Origin of the sequence: Modestobacter sp. VKM Ac-2985, assembly GCF_026967925.1 — a bacterium.
Taxonomy (GTDB): Bacteria; Actinomycetota; Actinomycetes; order Mycobacteriales; family Geodermatophilaceae; genus Modestobacter.
Genome location: NZ_JAPVBI010000001.1, coordinates 80542 through 96883 on the forward strand (window position 1 = coordinate 80542; position 16342 = coordinate 96883).

The 16342-nt window shown below is 75.7% G+C and carries 16 protein-coding genes; 6 read left to right on the forward strand and 10 right to left on the reverse strand.

The features are described 5' to 3' along the window. The first annotated feature begins 78 nt into the window (after positions 1-78). Positions 79-288, forward strand: coding sequence for a hypothetical protein (locus tag O2V61_RS00395; protein ID WP_269181364.1), 210 nt, complete (start codon positions 79-81; stop codon positions 286-288). Positions 289-298: 10 nt separating this feature from the next. Here the strand turns inward: O2V61_RS00395 and O2V61_RS00400 are convergent, their stop codons facing one another. From O2V61_RS00400 to O2V61_RS00415, 4 genes are all read right to left on the reverse strand, one after another. Then, positions 299-898, reverse strand: a complete 600-nt coding sequence (locus O2V61_RS00400) for a TMEM165/GDT1 family protein (protein ID WP_269181365.1) — start codon at positions 896-898, stop codon at positions 299-301. Positions 899-1062: 164 nt separating this feature from the next. Beyond that, a complete protein-coding gene (gene larC / locus O2V61_RS00405) occupies positions 1063-2265 on the reverse strand; it encodes a nickel pincer cofactor biosynthesis protein LarC (RefSeq protein WP_269181366.1) in 1203 nt (400 codons plus the stop codon). 130 nt (positions 2266-2395) lie between these two features. Then, positions 2396-5104, reverse strand: a complete 2709-nt coding sequence (locus O2V61_RS00410) for a diguanylate cyclase domain-containing protein (RefSeq protein ID WP_269181367.1) — start codon at positions 5102-5104, stop codon at positions 2396-2398. A gap of 122 nt (positions 5105-5226) precedes the next feature. After that, positions 5227-7005, reverse strand: coding sequence for a GGDEF domain-containing protein (locus tag O2V61_RS00415; protein WP_269181368.1), 1779 nt, complete (start codon positions 7003-7005; stop codon positions 5227-5229). A 125-nt stretch (positions 7006-7130) separates the two neighbouring features. Here O2V61_RS00415 and pheA point away from each other — a divergent pair, with 125 nt between their 5' ends. The 3 genes from pheA to O2V61_RS00430 all read left to right on the forward strand — a co-directional run bounded on the left by pheA (position 7131) and on the right by O2V61_RS00430 (position 9761). Next, the gene (gene pheA / locus O2V61_RS00420) at positions 7131-8084 is read left to right on the forward strand and encodes a prephenate dehydratase (RefSeq protein ID WP_269181369.1); all 954 of its coding nucleotides are present in this window, start codon (positions 7131-7133) and stop codon (positions 8082-8084) included. A 143-nt stretch (positions 8085-8227) separates the two neighbouring features. Next, the gene (locus tag O2V61_RS00425) at positions 8228-9256 is read left to right on the forward strand and encodes an NAD(P)-dependent alcohol dehydrogenase (RefSeq protein WP_269181370.1); all 1029 of its coding nucleotides are present in this window, start codon (positions 8228-8230) and stop codon (positions 9254-9256) included. A 10-nt stretch (positions 9257-9266) separates the two neighbouring features. Continuing rightward, on the forward strand, positions 9267-9761 hold the full coding sequence (locus O2V61_RS00430; RefSeq protein WP_269181371.1) for a MerR family transcriptional regulator: 495 nt from the start codon (positions 9267-9269) through the stop codon (positions 9759-9761). Here O2V61_RS00430 and O2V61_RS00435 read toward each other — a convergent pair. The 3 genes from O2V61_RS00435 to O2V61_RS00445 all read right to left on the reverse strand — a co-directional run bounded on the left by O2V61_RS00435 (position 9752) and on the right by O2V61_RS00445 (position 11971). After that, complete coding sequence (locus O2V61_RS00435) at positions 9752-10087, reverse strand: GroES family chaperonin (protein WP_269181372.1); 336 nt, start codon at positions 10085-10087, stop codon at positions 9752-9754. The two genes, O2V61_RS00430 and O2V61_RS00435, sit on opposite strands and share 10 nt — an antisense overlap. A gap of 92 nt (positions 10088-10179) precedes the next feature. Then, on the reverse strand, positions 10180-10527 hold the full coding sequence (locus tag O2V61_RS00440) for a metallopeptidase family protein (protein ID WP_269181373.1): 348 nt from the start codon (positions 10525-10527) through the stop codon (positions 10180-10182). A 10-nt stretch (positions 10528-10537) separates the two neighbouring features. Beyond that, positions 10538-11971, reverse strand: a complete 1434-nt coding sequence (locus O2V61_RS00445) for a GuaB1 family IMP dehydrogenase-related protein (protein WP_269181374.1) — start codon at positions 11969-11971, stop codon at positions 10538-10540. A 157-nt stretch (positions 11972-12128) separates the two neighbouring features. Between O2V61_RS00445 and O2V61_RS00450 the strand changes: the two genes are divergently transcribed. Both O2V61_RS00450 and O2V61_RS00455 read left to right on the forward strand, forming a co-directional pair. Continuing rightward, positions 12129-12980: a hypothetical protein gene (locus O2V61_RS00450; protein WP_269181375.1), complete on the forward strand. Its 852-nt coding sequence runs from the start codon at positions 12129-12131 to the stop codon at positions 12978-12980. Between the two features lie 4 nt (positions 12981-12984). After that, positions 12985-13359, forward strand: coding sequence for a hypothetical protein (locus O2V61_RS00455; protein ID WP_269181376.1), 375 nt, complete (start codon positions 12985-12987; stop codon positions 13357-13359). 6 nt (positions 13360-13365) lie between these two features. Here the strand turns inward: O2V61_RS00455 and O2V61_RS00460 are convergent, their stop codons facing one another. Genes O2V61_RS00460 through O2V61_RS00470 form a run of 3 tightly spaced genes read right to left on the reverse strand, consistent with a single transcriptional unit; the run spans position 13366 to position 16321 of the window. After that, a complete protein-coding gene (locus tag O2V61_RS00460) occupies positions 13366-14862 on the reverse strand; it encodes a glycosyltransferase family 2 protein (protein WP_269181377.1) in 1497 nt (498 codons plus the stop codon). Further along, positions 14859-15938: a HEAT repeat domain-containing protein gene (locus tag O2V61_RS00465; protein ID WP_269181378.1), complete on the reverse strand. Its 1080-nt coding sequence runs from the start codon at positions 15936-15938 to the stop codon at positions 14859-14861. The genes O2V61_RS00460 and O2V61_RS00465 overlap by 4 nt, the downstream gene beginning before the upstream one ends. Beyond that, positions 15935-16321, reverse strand: a complete 387-nt coding sequence (locus O2V61_RS00470; protein WP_269181379.1) for a response regulator transcription factor — start codon at positions 16319-16321, stop codon at positions 15935-15937. Before O2V61_RS00470 ends, O2V61_RS00465 begins: the two co-directional genes overlap by 4 nt. Positions 16322-16342 lie beyond the last annotated feature (21 nt).

The following is a 16342-nucleotide window of genomic DNA, read 5'->3' on the forward strand; positions in this document are numbered from 1 at the left end:
GTGCTTGACCGTCCCGGCCGGGGTCTGCCCCCTCCGAGTACCGCCGCGAGGTGCGCCCGGCCCTCCTACGCTGCAGGGATGGGTGAGGTCGTGCTGCTCGTGGTCATCGGGGTGCTGCTGCTCGTGCTCGTCGGGCTGGGGGTCCGGGCCTCCACCCGCGGGGACGCGGCCGGGCGGAACGGCAACGACCCGGCGCGCCCCGACGACCCCGCTGCCCCGGATGCCCGCGGCGCCGTCAACCGGAGCAGCTGGATGCTCGGCGGCGGTGGGGGAGGGGGCGGCGGCTGACCGGCGGGGCTCAGCCGGTGAGGGCGCGGACGGTCTCCACCACCGCGATGACGGCGAACACCAGGAACAGGCCCGCAGCGATCCGGTGCAGCAACGCGACCGGGAGACGGTCGGCCAGCTTGCGGCCCAGGAAGGCGGCCAGCCCGGAGATCACCAGCAGCGCCGCCCACGCCCCGACGAAGACCGACAGCGGCTCCTCGTAGCGGGCGGCCAGCCCGGCGGTGGCCAGCTGGGAGAGGTCCCCCCACTCGGCGGCGAACAGCACGCCGAAGGAGATCGCCGCCGCCCGCACGAACGAGGTCTGCTCCCGCGTCTGGACGGTGCCCGCGTCCTCGTCGCCGCCCTTGCGGGACTCCCGCCACAGCAGCACCGCACCGGTCAGGAACAGCACCGCGACCACGGCGCTGACCACCGCCTCGGGCAGCAGCGAGAGCAGGCTGCCGGCGGTCACCGCGATCGCGACCTGCAGGCCGAAGGCCAGGCCGACGCCGACGAAGACCGGCAGCGGCGGGAAGCGGGTGGCCAGCACCAGGGTGGCGAACAGCGTCTTGTCGGGCAGCTCGACGGGGAGGATGAGCACGAAGGCAGCCAGGACGACGGACAGGACCACGAGTTCTCTCTCTGCTCGCGCCGACCGGCGGGGCTGAGGGGCGCCTCCGTCCGGCAGCGCACCGATGGGTGGACTGCGGGCGGAAGGTCTCGCCCACCCGCAGCGGCGCGGGCCCGCTGACCGGGCGCGCGAACGCGCCAGCATGTCGACCAGCGGTCGGGGGGCTACTCCCCTTCTCGGTCCAGGAGCGTAGCCGACGTCCCGGGATGGGCTCGGTGCGCAGCGGCGGTCGCCGCCCGCAGCACCTCCTTGGCCGGCAGCCCGAGCGAGCCGGCCAGGGCGGCCACGTCCTCGAACTCCACGCTCACGTTCACGACCCGGCCGTCGAGGCGCGCGACCTTCACGCCCACCGAGCCGCCGAGGACCGCGACGCTGTGCTCGGCCCGCTGCAGCGCGACCTTCTGCACCGGCTGCACGCGCAGCCCGATGGTCGAGGTCGCGGCCATGACGACGTCCTGCACCGCCGCGCGCGCCGCGGGCGGGCACAGCACCGACAACGTGTGCGCCGGGCGGCCCTTCTTCATCAGGATCGGGGTGAGCCAGGCGTCCGAGGCGCCGGCCGCCAGCAGGTCGGCGAGCACCCCGGGCCACAGCCGGGGGTCCAGGTCGTCGACGTTGGTCTCCAGCAGCAGCCCGGTGGCCGGCTCGTCCACCGGCTCGCCCAGCACCAGCCGCACCAGGTTGGGCAGCTGCTCCGGGTCCCGGCCGCCGGCGCCCGAGCCGACCCGGGTCACCCGCATCGGCGGCAGCGTCGTCCACTCCTGGACGTGCGCGGCCACCAGCGCCGCGCCCGTCGGGGTGCACGTCTCGGCCGGCACCGGGCCGGCGACCACCGGCACCCCGCGCAGCAGCTCCAGGACGGCGGGACCGGGCACCGGCACCACGCCGTGCGCCCCGCGGGCCGAGCCGCTGCCCAGTGCGACCGGGGAGGCGCTGAGCCGGTCGAGCCCGAGGTGGGCGAACCCGGCGACCACCCCGACGACGTCGGCCAGCGCGTCCAGTGCACCCACCTCGTGGAAGTGCACCTCGTCGGCGGGCACCCGGTGCACCCGGCCCTCGGCGACCGCCAGCCGCTCGAAGACGGCGAGGGCACCGTCGCGGACCGCGGCGGGCAGCGCGGCCTCGGCCAGGATCGACCGGACGTCGGCCCAGGTGCGGTGGACGTCGCTGGGCGGGGCCTGCACGTGCACCCGGGTGGCGCCCAGCCCGTGCCGGCTCGTCGCCTCGGCGGTCAGCGTGACCGGCTCGACCGGGAGGCTCGACACGGCCGACGCCAGCACCCCCAGTGGCACCCCCGCGTCGACGAGCGCACCCAGCAGCATGTCCCCGCTGGCCCCCGCGGCGAGGTCCAGCCACCCGATGGTCACGATGACATCGTCGTCCTGCCGGACGACACCGCGGCCACGGGCCGTGCCCGACGTGCGCTGAGCCGCTCCCCGCGTTCCCGTCGGGAGCCTCCGGCCCCGCAACGGCCCCCCGGACGCCCTGGCGGGCGGATCATCGCTCGGCCGTCCTCCGGGCGATGCGGGCGGCGAAGACGCCGGCGGACCAGCCGTTGTCGATGTTGCTGACCACGACGCCGGGCGCGGCGGAGTTGAGCATGGTGAGCAGCGCGCTGAACCCGCCGAACGAGCTGGCGCCCTGGCCGGCCGACGTCGGGACGGCGACCACCGGCACCTCGGTCAGCCCGCTCACCACGCTGGCCAGCGCCGCGTCCAGGCCCGCCACCACGATGAGGCAGTCGACGTCGGTGAGCAGCGACCGGTCGGTCAGCAGCGGGTGGATCCGGCTGCCGCCGACGTCGTCGACCCGCACCACCTCGGTGCCGGTGACCCGGGCGACGAAGGCCGCCTCGGCGGCGATCGGGGTGTCGCCGCTGCTGGCGCACAGCACGCCCACCCGGCCGACCGGCTCGGGCACCGGGCCGACCGCGGCAGACATCGCCGCGGCGTCCATCGTCGTGTAGGCGTCGTGCTCGGTGGCCAGTGCGACCAGGGTGTCGGCGCTGGCCCGCACCACCACGGCCGGGTGGGCGGGGTGTTCGCGGCGGGCCTCGCGCACGAGGGCGAGGACCTGCTCGGTGCTGCGCCCGGTGCCCCAGATGACGTCCGGGCCGGTGGCCGGGACCGGCGCGGCGACCGTCGTCACCGCCGGCGGCGGCACGGCCGCCGGGGCGGGCGCGGGGCTGACCACCGGATCGGCCGCCGGCTGCGCTGCCGGGCGGGTCGAGGGGCCGCCGAACAGCTCGTCCAGCGGGCTGCGCAGCCGGGCCGGCGGCTCGACGTCGGCCGGCTCCACCAGCAGCGGGGCGAAGCCGCCGGTGGTGTCCTCGGGCTGTTCCTCGCGGTCCGCGGGGAGCGGGGCGGTCACCTCGCGGAGAGTGGACGACGTCGGGACGGCCACGGGCGTCGTCTCCTCCGCGGCCGGGCCCGTCTCGGCCACGTGGTCGTCGACGGCTGGGGCGGCGTCGGCGGCGCGCGTCTGGGTGACGCCGGACAGCCGGACGACCCGGTCCCGCCCGGCCCGCTTGGCGTCGTAGAGGACCCCGTCGGCGGCGGCGAACAGGGTGCGCCGGTCGTCGCCGCGGGCCGCCTGGGCGATGCCGACGCTGATCCGCACCGGCACCTCGACGCCCAGGGCGGACCAGTCGTGCGTCGCGATCGAGCGGCGGATGCGCTCCATCGCGCGCTCGGCCTGCTCGGAGGTGGTGTCCGGCAGCAGGATGACGAACTCGTCACCGGCCCAGCGGCACACCTCGTCGGTGTCCCGGCAGCCGTCGACCAGCAGCTGGCCGACCGCCCGGAGCACGGCGTCGCCGGTCGGGTGCCCGGCGGCGTCGTTGATCGCCTTGAACCGGTCGATGTCGACCACCGCCAGCGCCGGCAGCGCCCCCGCCGACAGCAGCCCGTCGAGCCGGGCCTCGGCGTAGCGGCGGTTGGGCAGGTGGGTGAGCGGGTCCTCGTAGGCCTGGCGGCGCAGCTGGCCGGCGGCCCGCTCGGTCTCCAGCAGGCTCTTGCGCCGGCCGAACAGCTCGACCCAGCGGGTGCGCCGCTCGTCGACCCGGTCCAGCTCGTCGGCGAGGTAGGCCTGCAGGTAGGGCAGCGCCCGGGCCGCGTCGTCCAGCTCGGCGTGCAGCGTGCAGAGCTCGCGCAGCGCGGCCCGGCGCAACCGCGGCAGCCCGTGCTCGGTGGCGGTGGCCAGCGCGGTGGCCAGGTGGTCGTCAGCTGCCCGCGGGTCGCCCGAGCGGCGCAGCGCACGGCCCAGGCCCAGCTCCGCGGAGGCCAGGAGAGCGCGCTCCTCGGCGCCGCTCGCGGCGGAGACGACGCTGGTCAGCAGCGACCGGGCGGCGGCGTGCTCACCGAGGCCGACCAGCGCCCAGCCGTGCACCACCTGGGCGTCCAGCAGCCCCGGGACGCCGGGGTGCAGCTGCCCCAGCGCCCGGACGGCGAGGACGCGTGCCTCGGCGAAGTGCGGCGCCGCGGCGTCGGCGCCGCCGTCGTCGAGCAGCCCCTCGCCGACCTCGGCGCAGAGCGCGGCCAGCCGGGTCGCGGCCTCGGCGGCGAGCGCGTCGACGGAGCCGGCCTCGGAGTCGGTGCCGGCCGCACTGATCGCCTCGGCGGTCAGGTCAGCGGCCCGGCGCTGGTAGTCCAGGGCCAGCGGCATGAGCTCCAGGTCGGCCAGCACGGCGGCCAGCGAGCTCAGCGTGTGCACCAGCAGGGGGCTCGGCGGCAGGGCCGGGTCCAGCAGGCTGGCCGCCTCGACCGCCTCGTCCATCGCCGCGTCGACCCGGCGGGACAGCAGCTCGATCCGAGCGTGCCGGACCAGCCCGGCAGCCCGCTGCAGGTCGTCGTCCTGGGCGTCGAAGGCCGCGCGCGCCGAGCGGACCAGGGAGATGGCCAGCGCTGCCTGCGTGGCCGACTCCGAGCGGCTGTCGCGGTCCACGGCCTCGTCCGGGTCGTGCTGGTCCAGCGGACCCTCCTGCTCGGGACCGCCCTCGACCAGGGGGTCGCCCAGCAGGGAGTAGCCGGCCCGCCGCAGGCGCCGGACCAGCAGTTCGGCGCGGAGGGTGTCGGCCCAGGCGCGGGCGAGCGAGGTGAGCGGCGCCCCCGAGTGGTCGTCGACCGGGGCGGCCGGCAGCTCGCCGTCGATCTCGCGCAGCAAGGTCTCGGCCGTGTCCAGCTGCCAGTTCGTGAGGGCTGAGCTCACTTGCTGGTGCAGCAGACCGGGTGGCACCAGGGCACTGTGCCCCGGAGCCGGCGGCGTGTCACGCACCGGCGCGTCGACCGGTCCCTCCTGCCCCACGGACCTCTCACGGACCCGCCACGACCTCACGACGCGACCTCCGCGCCGTCGTCGAACGCCCAGCCCGGCCGGCGCGGGGTCGTGCCGAGCACCTCCGCCACGAGGTCGTCGACCGAGGCGTCGGCCGGCAGCGGACCGGACCGTGCGGTGGGTGCGGCGGGCTGCTGCGCCCCACCGGATGCCCGCACCCGGTTGCGGCCGCCCCGCTTGGCGCCGAACAGGTTCAGGTCGGCCCGGTCGAACAGCTCCCGCCAGGACTGCGGTCCCGGGGCGCCGGCCGACCCGGTGGTGGCCACGCCGATGCTGACGGTCACCGGTGCGGGCATCTGCAGGTCGCCCCACTCGGCGCAGGCCACGGCGCTGCGCAGCCGTTCCGTCGCGACCAGGGCCTGCGCCTCGGTGGTGTTCGGCAGCACGACCACGAACTCGTCGCCGGCCCAGCGGAAGACCTCGTCGCCGGTGCGGCTGTGCTGACGGAGGAGCTCGGCGACCCGGCGCAGCACCGCGTCGCCGTGCAGGTGCGAGTTCTGGTCGTTGACGGACTTGAAGCCGTCGACGTCCACGACGGCCAGTGACACCGGCTCACCGTCCAGCGGCAGCTCGGCCAGCCGCCGCTCGGCGCTGCGCCGGTTGCCCAGGCCGGTCAGGGTGTCCTCGAGAGCATGCCGACGGAGCACGGCGGTCTGCCGCTCCGCCTCGCGCAACCGGCTGCGGCGCACGAACATCTCCGCCCAGAGCTCACGCCCACGCCGGTGCGCCCGGGTGGTCTCGGCCCGGTAGGCCTCCAGCCAGTGCAGCGCCTCGGTCGTCGACCCCAGCGCCGCGGTGGTCTGCCCCAGCTCCAGCAGGCACTGCCGGTACCGGCGGCGGTCGTTGACGGCGGCGAAGGCGCCGGAGGCGTCCACCAGCAGGCCGACGGCCTCCTCGCCCGCACCGCGGTCGGCGCCGGGCTCGACGGCGCACGACCGGCTCAGCAGCCTGGCCAGGACCAGGTCGGCGTACCCGACCAGCCACGTCCCGCCGTCGCCGGCGGCCAGGTGCCGGCGCACGCGGCGCAGCGGCGGCAGGGCGTCGTCGAGCTGACCGGCCAGGGTCAGGGCCCAGGCCTGGACGACGTCGAGCAGGTCGGCGTCGGCGTCGCTCGGCTCCCACGGCAGCGCGCGGGCGCTGGTCGCACACTCCAGCGCGGCCTGGGCCAGCTCCTCCGAGCGGTCGGCCTGGCCACGCCGGTGCACCGTCTGGGCGAGCTCGGCGTGCTGCTGGGCGCACAGCCGGAGCAGCTGCCACTGGTCGCCGGGGTCGGGGAGGGCTGCGGCGACCCGCGCGCCGCGGAGCGACTGGGCCACGGCGAGTTCCTCGAGGTCCAGCCGGGTCAGCGCGAGGGACAGCCAGTGGTGGGCCTGGTGCAGCGGACGGCTGGGCGGCTCACCGGACAGCTGGTCGGCGAGCAGGCTGGCGTCCACGGCCAGGTGCATCGCCGCGTCGAACCGGTCGGCGGCCACCTCCAGGTGCGCCAGGTAGGCCAGCGTCAGGGCGTGCTCGGCGGACGGAGGGCACTCCGCGAGCGCGGCCCGGGCGACCCCCACGGCGTCCGCAGCACCGTCCAGGTCGGCGTCGAAGAGGGCGGCGCGCGCGGTGAAGGCGGCCGACCACGCGTCCCAGCAGGGGTCGCCGGTGGCGCTCAGGTCGTCCGCGGCCCGGGCGAACTCGTCGGCGAACACCCGGGCGTCCTCGGCGGCGCTGGCGGTCAGCAGCCGCCAGCGGGCGGTCTGCAGCCGCTCGTCGGCGGGGAGCCCTGGGTTCACGCGTCCCTCCACTCAGCTGTCGGGGCACGCGAGGTGCGCGTGTCCGGCCGGTGACGAGGCAGCTCCCCCCGTACCGGGGACCCGACGGGAGTCGGGGTCCGATACGTCCGCACTACCCTCGCCGGATGCCGACTGCACCACGCAGCACAGCCCCGACGGAGTTCGCCTATCTGGGTCCCGAGGGTACCTTCGCCGAGGCCGCGCTCGGCACGGTCACCGGGGCGCTGGGAGCGGTCGGCACCCGACCGGAGGCCAGCGTGGCGGCCACGCTGACGGCCGTCCGGACCGGGGGGTGCGCAGCCGCCCTGGTGCCGCTGGAGAACTCCGTCGAGGGCTCCGTGCCGGCCACGATGGACGGGCTGGTGGCCGGCGACCCGCTGGTGGTCACCCGCGAGGTCTTCCTCGAGGTGGCCTTCGTGCTCGCCGTCCGCCCGGGGAGCGCCGCCGCCGACGTGCGCACCGTGGCCAGCCACCCGCATGCGCTGGCCCAGTGCCGCAGCCGGCTCGCCGAGTCCCTGCCGGGGGCCGACGTCGTCCCGGCCGCCTCCACGGCCGACGCCGCCCGTCGGGTCGCCGAGGGCGAGTTCGACGCCGCGGTCTGCGCGGCGATCGCCGCTGACCGCTACGGCCTGGACACGCTCGTCGCCGACCTGGCCGACCACCCCGGCGCCGTGACCCGCTTCGTCCTGGTGGAGCCGCCCGGTGGGCTGCCGGCCCCGACGGGGGCGGACAAGACCACGATCTGGGCCGTGGTGCACGACCGCACCGGTGCGCTGCTGGACCTGTTGGCGGAGTTCGCGGTGCGGGGCATCAGCCTGGCCCGCATCGAGTCCCGGCCGACCCGCGAGCGGCTCGGCGTCTACTCCTTCTCCATCGACGTCGAGGGCCACGTGACCGACCGGCGGGTGGGCGACGCACTGGCGGCGCTGCACCGGATCTGCGCCGAGGTGCGCTTCCTCGGCTCCTACCCCCGGGCCGACGACCAGCCGGGCAAGCCGGTGGAGGAACGGGTGGGCGACCAGGCCTTCGCCGCGGCGGAGGAGTGGGTGGCCCGAGTGCGCGCCGGGACGGCGGTCTGACCGTCGTGCCGACCCCGTCCTCATGATCACAGAGTGTGCCCTCTCGGGCACCCGCTGCACATCGTTGAGCGGGACCGTCTCGTCACATGCGCCCCGGGGCAGGGCTTGCGCTGGAGTCCACTCCAGCTCCTAGCGTCCCCGGCATGAGAGCAGTCACCGGCTTCGCCGCGTACGGCCCGCACGAGCCGCTGCGGCCGATCGAGTTCACCCGCCGGGAGCTGCGGTCCGACGACGTCGCCGTCCGGGTCACCCACGTCGGCGTCTGCCACAGCGACCTGCACGCCATCGAGTCGCTCGCGGCCGGGGCCCCACCGCTGGTGCCCGGCCACGAGTTCACCGGCGAGGTGACCGCGGTCGGGGCCGAGGTCACCCGCTTCCGGGTCGGCGACCCGGTCGCCGTGGGCAACATCGTCGACTCGTGCGGGCGGTGCGCCAGCTGCCTCGCCCACCGGGAGCCGTACTGCCGGGAGTTCCCCACCACGACCTACGGCGGACGCGACCTGCGCGACGGCAGCCCGACCCAGGGCGCGTACTCGACCGAGTACGTGGCCCGTGACGCCTTCGTCTACGCCCTCCCCGCCGGGCTCGACCCGGCCGCGGTGGCCCCGCTGATGTGCGCGGGCGTCACCACCTGGGCGCCGCTGCGGCGCGCCGGGGTCGGCCCCGAGACGGAGGTCGGGGTCGTCGGCCTCGGCGGGCTGGGCCACCTCGCGGTGCGGTTCGCCGTCGCGCTGGGCGCCCGGGTCACCGTCTTCACCACCTCGGCGGCCAAGGAGGCCGACGCCCGCGCCCTGGGCGCCGACGACGTCGTCGTCTCCACCGACCCCGGGGCGATGGCCGCCGTCGCCGGCCGGCTGGACCTCGTGCTGGACACCGCCTCCGCCGCGCACGACCTCGCGCCGTACCTGGGGGCGCTCCGGCTGGACGGGACGCTGTGCGTCCTCGGCCTCCCCGAGCAGTACGTGGTGTCGCCGATGAGCCTGCTCGGCCGCACGCTCACCGTCTCCGGCTCCGCGGGCACCGTGGAGACCCAGGAGATGCTGGATTTCTGCGGCGCGCACGGCCTCACCGCCGACGTCGAGGTGCTGCCGCTCGAGCAGGTGGACACGGCGTTGGCTCGGTTGGCCGAGGGTGACGTCCGGTACCGCTTCGTGCTGGCGGTGACGGCCTAGCGTGAGGCCCATGGACCGCGACGCCCTCGGCATCCGGCAGGTCTCCGAGGAGACCGGGCTGAGCATCGACACGCTCCGCTGGTACGAGCGCGAGGGGCTGCTCCCGCTGGTGGAGCGGACCGCCGACGGACGACGGCGCTACCCGCCGGGCGCGCTGCGGTTCATCCGGCTCGTCCAGGCGCTGCGCCGCACCGGCATGCCGGTGGCCGACGTGCGGCGGTTCATCGAGCTGGGCGGTGGCGAGCTGGCCCACCACCCAGAGCGGATGGTGTTGCTGGAGCGGCAGTGTGCGGCGATCGAGCAGCGGATGGTCGAGCTGCAGGACGACCTGGCGGTGGTGCGCGCGAAGATCGCGGCCTACCGGGGACTGATCGCCCGCGGCCTGGACTGCGAGGACGAGCTGTCCGAGGACCTCGTCGACCAGCTGCGCACCGACGAGCTGCTGGCCGGGACGCTGCCCCCGGCCCCGTCGGTGGGGGCCGAGGGGGTCCTCCGTCAGAGGTAGAGGCCGGTGGACTCCTCGATCCGCTCGGCGGCGACGGCGTGCACGTCGCGCTCGCGCAGGATGATCAGGTCCTCGCCGTGCACCTCGACCTCGTGCTGGTCCTCGGGGGAGAACAGCACCTGGTCGCCGACCTTGACCTGCCGCACGCTCGGGCCGACTCCCTTCGCCTCGCCCCAGACCAGCCGCTTGGCGACCTGGGCGGTCGCCGGGATCAGGATGCCGCCGCTGGACCGGCGGTCGCCGTCCTCCTTGCGGAGGGAGACCAGCAGCCGGTCGTGCAGCATCTTGATCGGCAGTCCGCCGGTGTTCGCGTCGTCCTCGGGCACGTCATCGAACGCTACCCCTCGGTGTTGCCCCTGACCGGCCCCCTTGCAGGGGCCCGCCCCGAGCCCGCGAGGGGTGGGGGGCAAGGGGGTCCTCACGCCCAGCCGAGGGCGTGCAGCTTCTCCTCGTCGATGCCGAAGTGGTGGGCGATCTCGTGGACGACGGTGATCGTGACCTCCTCGGCCACCTGCTCCTCGTCCGCGCAGATGTCGCAGATCGCCTCGCGGTAGATCATGATCCGGTCCGGCAGCGCCCCGGAGTGGTCCCAGCCGCGCTCGGTGAGCGCGTAGCCCTCGTAGATCCCCAGCAGGTCCGGCTCCTCGGGGTTCCGGTCCTCGACCAGCACGACGACGTTGTCCAGCAACGCCATCAGCTCCTCGGGCACCTCGTCCAGGGCGTCGGCGACGAGCTCCTCGAAGCGGCGGAGCGGGATCGCGTCCATCAGCGCCGGATCACCAGCTGATCGGCAGCGGGCGGCCCTCCTCGTAGCCCGCTGCGCTCTGCACACCCAGCACCGCACGCTCGTGCAGCTCGTCGACCGTGCGGGCGCCGGCGTACGTGCACGAGGAGCGGACGCCGGCCACGACCTGGTCGATCAGGTCCTCGACGCCGGGCCGGGCCGGGTCCAGGTACATCCGCGAGGAGCTGATGCCCTCCTCGAACAGCCCGGCGCGGGCCCGGTCGAAACCGCTCTGCGTCGACGTGCGGGCCTTCACCGCGCGGGCCGAGGCCATCCCGAAGCTCTCCTTGTACCGGCGGCCGGCGCCGTCGTCGTAGAGGTCCCCGGCGCTCTCGTAGGTGCCGGCGAACCAGGAGCCGACCATCACGTTCGCCGCGCCGGCGGCCAGCGCCAGGGCGACGTCGCGCGGGTGCCGCACCCCGCCGTCGGCCCAGACGTGCTTGCCGAGCTCCCGCGCGGCGGCGGCGCACTCCTCGACCGCGGAGAACTGCGGGCGGCCGACGCCGGTCATCATCCGGGTGGTGCACATGGCGCCCGGGCCGACGCCGACCTTGACGACGTCCGCCCCGGCCTCGACCAGGTCGCGGGTGCCCTGCGCGGTCACCACGTTGCCGGCGACGACCGGGGTCGAGCCGGCCACGGCGCGCACCGCGGCCACCGCCTCCAGCGCCTTCTCCTGGTGCCCGTGCGCGGTGTCGACGACCAGCACGTCGACCCCGGCGGCGAGCAGGGCGCCCGCCTTGCCCGCGACGTCGCCGTTGATGCCCACCGCCGCGGAGGTGAGCAGGTGGCCGTCGCGCCCGGTCGCCGGGGTGTAGATCGCGGAGCGCAGTGCGCCCTTGCGGGTGACGACGCCGACCAGCCGGTCGCCCTCGACCACCGGTGCCGCGCTCACCCGCTCGCCGGAGAGGACGTCGAAGACCTTGGGCAGGTCGGTGCCGGCCGGGATGGTCAGCGGGTCGCGGGTCATCACCTCGGCCAGCTGGGTGAACCGGTCGACGCCCTGGCACTGGCCGTCGGTGACGATGCCGACCGGGGAGCCGCCCTCGACGACCACGACGATCCCGTGCGCCCGCTTGGTCAGCAGTGACAGCGCCTCGCCGACGGTGGACGTGGGGGAGAGGGTGATCGGGGTGTCGTAGACCGGGTGCCGGTGCTTGACCCAGGAGACGACCTCGGTGACGACGTCGACCGGGATGTCCTGCGGCAGGACGGCGAGGCCACCGCGCCGGGCCACCGTCTCGGCCATCCGCCGTCCGGAGATCGCGGTCATGTTGGCGACGACGATCGGGATCGTCGTCCCCACCCGGTCCGGCGTGGTCAGGTCCACCTCGAGCCGGGAGCCGACCGTCGAGTGCGCCGGCACCATGAAGACGTCGGCGTAGGTCAGGTCGTGGGCCGGACGGGCGTCACCGAGGAACCGCATGCCCCCAGTGTCCCGCAGCGGGGCAACCGCGCCGACGCGGTGTTCTTGGCAGGACTTGCCCGCGGTGCGAGCACGGTGACCGCGATCGTCGTCGCTAGCGTGCCGCGAGCACGGGACCCGATCGGCGGTCGTCCGTCGACGGGAGTGGTGGTGCGGCATGCGGCAGGTGCACAGGTCGGGACGGCAGGGTGCCGCCCTGGTGGCGCTGGTGGGCGCCCTCCTCGCGGCCTCGCTGATCGGCCCGCCCGTCGCGGGGGCCGACGCGGACAAGACCGGCGTCCGCGCGATCACGACGCAGACGGCGCCCCTGGTCCCCGGGCAGTCGGCGTGGCTGTCGGTGGTCTGGGCCGCCGATCAGACGGTGACCGACTGGTCGACGACGGTGAGCGCGCCCGCCGGGGTCGGCGTCAGCTACCCGACCACGCGCGGCGGCGCGGACACCTCGCTGTACGGGTCGGCCACGCTGGTCGGCAGCACGCGCGACTTCACCGCCGTCAAGCTGGCGGTCCCGTACAGCCAGACGACGCCCTTCCAGATCACCCTGCTCTCGTCCTACACCGGCACGTGCGGTGACAACGGGCAGTGCAAGGAGCAGGGCGGCGGCAACGACGACAAGGTCCGCCGGCACAGCACCACGGCCACGGTCACGGTGCCGGTGCAGCCGGCCGTCGGCCCGCCGTTCACCCAGGTCACCTCGAGCCTGTCCGTCCCGGCAGGCAGCAACGACTTCCAGGAGATCGCCTTCACCGGCGGCCAGGCCGACCTGTCCGACGTGTCCGTGCGGCTGGGCGCGCTGCCCGCCGGGCTCGCGGTCGCCTACCCCGGCGACGCGACAGCGAGCCGGCTCGCCGGTGGCAGCTCCCTGGTCGGCGGGAGCACCGACCACGTCGCCGTCCGGTTCGACGTGACCGGGCTGGCGCCCGGGACGTACGTCCTGCCACTCGTCGTCGACCACACCGCCGCGGCACGGCAGTCCGTCCCCGGGACGGTGACCCTTGTCGTCGGCTGAGCCGGTGCGGCGCACGGCCGGCCGTGGCTGGTGCGGCCGGACCCTCCTCGCCGGCGCCGCGCTGGCGCTCCTCACCGGCGTCAGCGGGTGCGGCACCGGTACCGGGACCGCCACGGCGGGCACCGAGGCCGCGCCGTCGGGCACCCCGGCGGACGCGACCACCCGGCGGATCGCCGAGGTGGAGTTCCTCCGCCAGTGCACGATCGACTCGATGAGCTTCGTCGAGGAGGCCGGCATCACCACCGACCTCGACGACCGCCTCGCCGCGGCCGGGTTCACGCATCAGCGGTGGAAGGAGTGGCACGACGCGCTGGCCGACTCCCCGGCGCTGGTCGAGCAGTTCGCCGAGTTCAGCGCAGCGGGCTGCCCCGCGGGCTGACCGGGGTCAGGACCGGACGCGGGTCAGCTGGTCACCGGCGGCCTGCTGCCCGCCGGCGTCCGCCGGCGCGTCGGGCAACGGGGTGCCGCCGACGAAGCCGACCCGGGGCATCGCCGTCCACACCGGGGCCCGGCGAGTGAGGGCAGCGGCCAGGCCGCGCAGCCGGAACCAGGCGTGCACCTGGCGGTAGCCCACGTTCTCCAGCACCCCGGCGGCCAGCAGGGCGAGCAGGTCCCGGCCCCGGCGGTAGCGGTGGAAGGTGAACTCCTCGACCGCGATCGTGGTCGTCGACAGCAGCGTCCCCAGCGCCAGCGCCAGACCGACCATCAGCAGCGCCGTGCCCACGTCCAGCAGGCCCAGGCCCGCCGACAGGACCACCGAGGCCAGCCCCACGACCTCGACCACCGGGCCGAGCAGCTCGAAGAGCAGGAAGAACGGCAGCGCGACGGTCCCCACGACGCCGTAGCGGGGGTTGCCCATCATCCGGCGGTGCTTCCACAGCAGCTGCCCCAGGCCGTGCGCCCAGCGCTTGCGCTGCCGGCCCAGCACCTGCCACGTCTCGGGCACCTCGGTCCAGCAGACGGGCTCGGGCACGAAGACGACGCGGTGCGGACGGCGCTCGCGGCGCAGCTTCTCCTGCAGGGTGACGACCAGCTCGGCATCCTCGGCCAGCGACCGCGGGTCCAGGCCGCCGATCTCGATCAGCAGGTCACGCCGGAACAGCCCGAAGGCCCCGGAGATGATCAGCAGTGCGTTGGCGTCGGCCCAGCCGGTGCGCCCCAGCAGGAACGAGCGCAGGTACTCCACGGCCTGGATCCGCACCAGCCAGTTCCGCGACAGTCGCGGTTCCAGCACGGTGCCCCGGTCGGTGAGGGCCCCGTTGGCGGTCCGGATCACGCCACCGGTGGCGACGACCTGGGTCGGGTCCTCCACGAACGGCCGTGCCACCCGCAGCAGGGCGTCGGACTCGAGCAGGGAGTCGCCGTCGAGCATGCACACGAGCGGGTACCGGGCGAGGTTGAGGGCGGCGTTGACGGCGTCGGACCGCCGCCCGACGCTGGTCTTGCGGATCACCGTCAGCGGGTCGCCGGTGGTGGCGCGGTGCACGGAGAGGACCTCGCCGTCCACCGGCAGCGCCGCCGTCGGGTGGGGGACCACCTCGCGGAGGGCGTACCGGTCGGCCACCAGCTGGAAGGTGCGGTCGGTCGAGCCGTCGTCCACCAGCACCACCTCCAGGGCGGGGTAGCGCTGCCCGAGCGCGGCGGCGAGGGTGTCCAGGACCCCGGCCTCCTCGTCGTGGGCGGGCACCAGCACCGAGACGGCGGGGGTCAGCGGGCTGGCGAAGATCTCGTCGTGCCCCTCGGCGCCCTTCCAGCGGCGGCCGGCCGCCACCCGCCGGGCACCGGCGAGCACGAGCAGCAGCATCGTGAGGTCGAGGACGACGACGTAGCCGAAGACGGTCCAGTTCAAGGCCAGGACGAGATCGGTGGCCAGCTCTCTCATCGGGGCGTCACCGGCCGGCGCCACTGCCGTGCGGTGGCGACCGCGTCCAGCGCGGACAGCGCGGCGCGGCCGGCCGGGCTGGTCCCGATGGCCAGCACGCGGAGCCGGCCGCGGCCCTCGTCGCCGAGCGCGGCGAGGGCGTCGGCGCAGGCCGCCCGCACACCGGGGTCGGTGGCGTGCAACCCGGAGACGAGCGTGGGGATCCCGGTCGGGTCGCCGATCCGGCCGAGGGCCTCGGCGGCGACGCGCTGCAGTGCGGGCACCGGTCCGGTCGCGAGCAGCTGGGTGAGCTCCGCGGTGGCCAGCGGGGAGCCGATCCTGCCCAGCGCGGCGGCGGCGGCCCGCCGCACCTCGGTGGGCTGCCAGCGGTCCTGGAGCAGGGCCAGCAGGCCCGACGTGGCGAGGGGGTCGCCGTGCACGCCGAGCACCTCGGCGGCCAGCGCCCGGGCGGGTGGGCTGCCCTCGGTGAGGGCGGTGCGCAGCGCGGGCAGGACGGGGATGCCGAGGTCCAGCAGGGCCATGCCGACGACGCCGACCGGAAGGGCCCGCGGACCGGTCAGGGAGACCAGCAGCGGGGCCACCGACGCCGGGTCACCGGCCTTGCCGAGGGCGCGGGCAGCGGCGCTCCGGACGTCGGCCGACCGGTCGGTCAGGCACGCCGCCAGGGCCGGGGTGTGGTCGGTGGCGGCGGCCGAGCCCAGGAGCGTCGCGGCCCGTCCTCGCCGCCACGCGGCGCGTGCGGTGAGGTCGGCAGCGGCGCGGTCGACGACCCCGCGGGTGGCCAGCACCCGCTGCAGGACACGCCGGTCGCTGCCACGCAGCTGCGGCAGCAGGTCGAGCACGAGCTCGTCGAGGAGGGCGGGGGCGGAGGTGACGTGCGGGCCGGGCGCCGGGTCGTCCCCGTCGTCGTCCAGCAGCGCGTGCACGGTGGGCATGAGCTCGGCCCGGCGCCGGGCGTCGCGGGCCTGGGTGCGGGTCCGCTGCCGGTGCTGGAGCCCGACGGCGAGCAGCAGCACGACGACCAGCCCGGCCAGCACCATGCCCAGCACCAGGGCGACGCCGGCGGCGGTGGTCACACCGAGACGCTGCCCGCCGGCAGGGCGGCGGTGACCCGGCTGACCAGCTCCCGGGTGCTGAACGGCTTGGTGACGAAGTCGGTGGCGCCGGCGGCGAACCCGCGCTCCAGGTCCGGCTCCTGCGCCTTGGCGGTCAGCAGCAGGACCGGGGTGCCGGCCAGGGCGGGGTCCGGGTCCTCGCGCACGGCCCGGCAGACCTCCAGCCCGTTCATCCGCGGCATCATCCAGTCGAGCACGACCAGGTCCGGACGGAGCTGCCGGATCGCGGCCAGGCCCGCCTCGCCGTCGGTCTCGACGGTGATGCGCAGGCCGAGCCGGCTCAGCCGGAAGGCCACGAGGTCGGCGATGACGGGGTCGTCGTCGACGACCAGGACGTGGGTCATGGGGCTCCGATCAGAAGGAGG